Below are 4,396 nucleotides of genomic sequence, written 5' to 3' on the forward strand. Positions count from 1 at the left end.
GCCCGAACCGCATCGCCCGGGCCAGTATCTCGGATGCCTTCGGCATCACCCCAAATGGGGGCAAGCCGGGCGGCTTACGAATCAGGACAGCCGGACCGCGGTCACTGCGCCCGCGCCCGGCCGGCCCCGGACAACCGCAGGAGGAGCACCGCGAGCACGCCGGCGAGCGTCGACGCGACGAGCACGGCGGTGGCCGCGCGCCGCTGGGCAACAGCGTCGTCGAGGGCGAGCCGGGACATCAGCAGGCTCACGGTGAAGCCGATGCCGCCGAGCAGCCCGACCGGCGCCACCGTGCGCCAGCCAAGGCCGGCCGGCAGCCGCGCCACCCCGGCCCGCACCGCCAGCCAGGCCCCGCCGACGATGCCGGCGGCCTTGCCGACGACGAGCCCGGCGACCACACCCTGGGCGACCGGATCCTCGGCCACGGCGAGCAGTGCCGTCCCCGTCACCGGTACCCCGGTCGCGGCGAGCGCGAACAGCGGGACCACGAGACCGGCCGAGAACGGGTGCAGCCGGTGCTCCAGGCGCAGCGCGGGCGCGGCCCGCTCGCCCGGGTCAGGACGCACCCGGGTGAGCAGGGCGAGCGCGATGCCGGCGACGGTCGCGTGCACCCCGGAGGCGTGCACGCACACCCACAGTGCCAGCGCCAGCGGCACGTACAGCGCCGGGGAGCGCCAGCGCCGCCACTGCGCGCAGGCGTACCCGGCCGCCAGCACGACGGCCGCCAGCAGCCAGAGCGGCGCGAGCCCCCGGGTGAACAGGACGGCGATCAGGACGATGCCGCCGAGGTCGTCGACGACGGCGAGGCTGAGCAGCAGCACCCGCAGCGCGGTGGGCACGTTCGCCCCCGTCAGGGACAGCACGCCGAGCGCGAAGGCGATGTCGGTGGCTACGGGGATCGCCCAGCCGCCCGCCGCCCCCGGCGCGCCCCGGCTGACCGCGAGGAACACCAGCGCCGGAACGATCATGCCGCCGACGGCGGCGGCGACCGGCAGCGCGGCGGCCCGGCGGCCCGCCAGCTCCCCGACGACCAGTTCGCGTTTGAGCTCGAGACCGGCGACGAAGAAGAACACCGCGAGCAGCCCGTCGGCCACCCAGGCCCCGGCGGTCAGGTGCGTCAGGCGTAGCCAGGACGGGCCGAAACCCAGGTCGGCCCGCCACACGTCGTGGTAGCTGCCACCGGCGAGGTTGGCCCACAGCAGGGCGAGCGCGGTGGCGGCCAGCAGCAGGAGCCCGCCGGTGGTCTCCCGGCGCAGGAACTCGGTGAACGCGCCACGGGCGGACAGCGCCTGGCTGACACGTCCGGCGACCGCGGCCCGCGCGTCAGCCGCCGTTCGGGTGCGCACCAGCGGGAGGTCCTTCCAGGAGCAGCCGACGTCGGACGCCGACCAGACTTCCCGGCACACCTGTTGAGCGGTTCGATCAGTTCGAGTGGTTCGATCAGTTCGAGTGGTGACGTGTCGACCAGCGCTGGGCGCTGCTGGCCAGTACCGCCATCGTGGCACAACAAGCCGCGGATTTCCCGGTCATGACGTTCCCGTCCGGCGCGGGATCCGTCGCGGGCGGGATTCCCCGGCCGTGGCCCCGGCGGCCATCGCTCAGCGGTGCGGTGCGGTGCGGCCGCCGCACCGCCCGGCCGGGTGCGGTATGCCCGGCCGGGGCCGTGCCGTGCTGGCTGGTTCAGCCACCCGACGGGCTCGTCACGGTCTTCCTGCGCAGGCGCCTGGTCGTCCTGCGGACGACCGGTTCGACAACGCGCGCGGCCACCGGGCCGAGAATCGCCATGATCAGTACATAGCAGGCGGCGAACGGGCCGAGCTCCGGCTCGATGCCGGCCACGACCGCCAGGCCCGCGATGACGATCGAGAACTCGCCTCGCGCGACCAGCGCGGCCCCGGCCCGGTAACGGCCCATCGTCCCGATCCCGGCCTTGCGCGCCGCCCACCAGCCGGTGAACACCTTCGTCGCCACCCCGGCAAGCGCCAGCAGCAAGGCGGGAAGAAACACCCCGGGGATCTCGGCGGGTTCCGTCTGCAGGCCGAAGAAGACGAAGAACACCGCGGCGAAGAGGTCCCGCAGCGGGGTGAGCACCTCCCGCGCGCCCTCGGCCACCGGCCCCGACACGGCGATGCCGACCAGGAACGCCCCGACCGCGGCGGAGACCCGGACCTGCTGGGCGGCGCCGGCCACGAGCAGGGCCAGCCCCATCAGGCGCAGCAGCAGAATCTCGCTGTTGGGGTCCGCGTCCGGGTTGTGGACCAGCCGGCTGACCTGCCGGCCGTACCGCAGTGCCAGGACCAGGACGAAGACCAGCGCGCCCAGCGCGACCAGCAGCGTGACCGACCCCTGGGCGAGCGTCTGGTGGGCCAGCAGTGCGGTGAGGATAGGCAGGTACACCGCCATGGCGAGGTCCTCGAGGACGAGCACGGACAGCACCACGGGCGTCTCACGGTTACCGATCCGTCCCAGATCGGCGAGGACCTTGGCAATGATCCCGGAGGACGAGATGGCGGTGACCCCGCCCAGGACGAGCGCGGCCAGCGGCTCCCAGCCGAGCAGGAACGCGGCGGCCACACCGGGCAGGGCGTTGAGTGTCAGGTCGAGCGCGCCCGTGGGCGCCTGCCGGCGCAGGCCGTCGATCAGTTCCTGCGCCGTGTACTCCAGGCCGAGCGTCAGCAGCAGCAGGACGACCCCGATCTCGGCGCCGACCTCGATGAACTCCTCGCTGGCGCCCAGCGGGAACAGCCCTCCGTGCCCGAAGGCGAGCCCGCCCAGCAGGTAGAACGGGATCGGGGAGATACCCACGGCGGTGGCACAGTGGCCGAGCATCCCGAGGGTGAACAGGACCGCGCCCAGTTCGAGGAAGGTCGCGGCTATGTCCACGGGCGGCTCTCCGCCAGTGCCGTGTCAGTGCTCCTCGGCAGTGCCGCACCAGCGGCCAAGATCGCGATCAACCGACGCGGAACAGTTCGGCAACGGCAGCCGTGTTCTCCGGCGTACCGACCACCACGACGACGTCACCGGCGACGAAACCGAAGTCCGGGCGCGGGGAGGCGATCACCTGCTGGTCCCGGACGACGGCGACGATGGACGCCCCGGTCCTCGTCCGGGCATGGGTATCCCCCAGCGGCTGCCCGTCGTAGGGGGAGCCGGGAGTGATTTTGATCTGCTCCCCGACGATGCCCGCGAAGGCCTTGCCGAGGTTGTTCAGCCGCTCGACGATGTGCGGGGCGCCCAGCAGCTCCGCCAGGGCGTCGCTCTCCTCCGCGGTCAGCGGGATCGACTCACTGCAGGTGTCCATGTCATCGGTGTCGTAGATCACGAGCTCACGCCGGCCGCCATGATGCGACACCACGCCGACCCGCCGTCCGCTGCGGGTACGGAAGTCGTGCCGCAACCCGATGCCCGGGAGCGTGGTCTCCTCCACGTCCACTGCGACCCCTCCGGTGAACCCGGCATGGACGCCGGGCTCACAAAAGATCGAAATTCTGCTGACCGGAAATCGGTGATCAGATCAGTGACCAAAACCGCGGGGCCCAAACCGCAGGGCCCACCTCTGACGCATCGGCCCTCTCATCATCTAAACATACCCAACGGCCCCGCCAGCCCGGGCCGACAAGCCCGGAGCCGTACACCCGCCCGGGCGGCTCGGGCGGCCCGCCGGACGGACGGTCAGCCGGTCGACAGCGGGCAGAAGCACTCCCCGGATACCGTGACGGGAGCGCCCTGCCCATCCCCGGCCGGACGCGGATGGGCCACGGCGAGGCCGGACAGCGGCCCGCGAGGGTTCGCGAGGGATTTACCGGAAGGCGGTGCCGCGGTGCTGAACAGGAGTGCTCGCATCATCCGCCGGATCGTGGTGAGCGCGGTCGGCGTGGCCGTGCTGGGGCTGGGCGTGGCCCTGCTCGCCCTGCCCGGCCCGGGCTTCCTCATCATCGCGCTGGGATTCTTCGTCCTGAGCCTGGAGTACGAGTGGGCCCGCCGGCAGTTCGAGCAGGCCCGGCGCAGGGCCGCCGACCTCGCCGACCAGGCGGCGGCGAGCGTGTGGTCGTCGGCGTTCACGATCCTGTTCGGGCTCGGGATGGTCGCGGTGGGCATCGCCTGGATCGCCGTGGAGACGCTGCCGTTCTCCTCGCCGTGGACGGGCGGCAGCCTGGTCTTCGGCGGCCTGGTGATCCTTTCCACCATCCTGTTCAGCCTGTGGCAGGCCAAACAGGCCCGTGACGCCGGCGAGCCGACCCCCGCCGAACTGCTCGACCTCAAGGAGGAGGAAGACCACAGGCGCGTCTCCGCCGCCTCCTCGTCCACCTCCGCTCCCCCAGGCGCGCCCCCGACCTCCTCCACCGACGAATAGCCGCCACCGGACCGGCAGATCCCCGAACCGGGCGTCCTCCGC

Annotated in this window: 4 protein-coding genes; 1 reads left to right on the forward strand and 3 read right to left on the reverse strand. The window is 72.6% G+C overall.

The window, feature by feature from the left end:
- Nucleotides 1-101: 101 nt before the first annotated feature.
- The 3 genes from nhaA to NBW84_RS06545 form a co-directional block, all read right to left on the reverse strand.
- Nucleotides 102-1,286 (reverse strand): Na+/H+ antiporter NhaA, encoded by a 1,185-nt coding sequence (nhaA, locus tag NBW84_RS06535; protein ID WP_445548652.1) that lies wholly within the window; start codon nt 1,284-1,286, stop codon nt 102-104.
- 394 nt (nt 1,287-1,680) lie between these two features.
- Nucleotides 1,681-2,829 carry a cation:proton antiporter gene (locus NBW84_RS06540; protein ID WP_250282679.1) on the reverse strand — a complete coding sequence of 383 codons (1,149 nt, stop codon included), beginning with the start codon at nt 2,827-2,829 and terminating at the stop codon, nt 1,681-1,683.
- 121 nt (nt 2,830-2,950) lie between these two features.
- Nucleotides 2,951-3,433, reverse strand: coding sequence for a cation:proton antiporter regulatory subunit (locus tag NBW84_RS06545; RefSeq protein ID WP_250282650.1), 483 nt, complete (start codon nt 3,431-3,433; stop codon nt 2,951-2,953).
- Between the two features lie 387 nt (nt 3,434-3,820).
- Here NBW84_RS06545 and NBW84_RS06550 point away from each other — a divergent pair, with 387 nt between their 5' ends.
- On the forward strand, nt 3,821-4,354 hold the full coding sequence (locus tag NBW84_RS06550; RefSeq protein WP_250282652.1) for a PGPGW domain-containing protein: 534 nt from the start codon (nt 3,821-3,823) through the stop codon (nt 4,352-4,354).
- Nucleotides 4,355-4,396: the final 42 nt, after the last annotated feature.

Source organism: Protofrankia sp. CiP1_Cm_nod2, assembly GCF_920664355.1.
GTDB lineage: Bacteria > Actinomycetota > Actinomycetes > Frankiales > Frankiaceae > Protofrankia.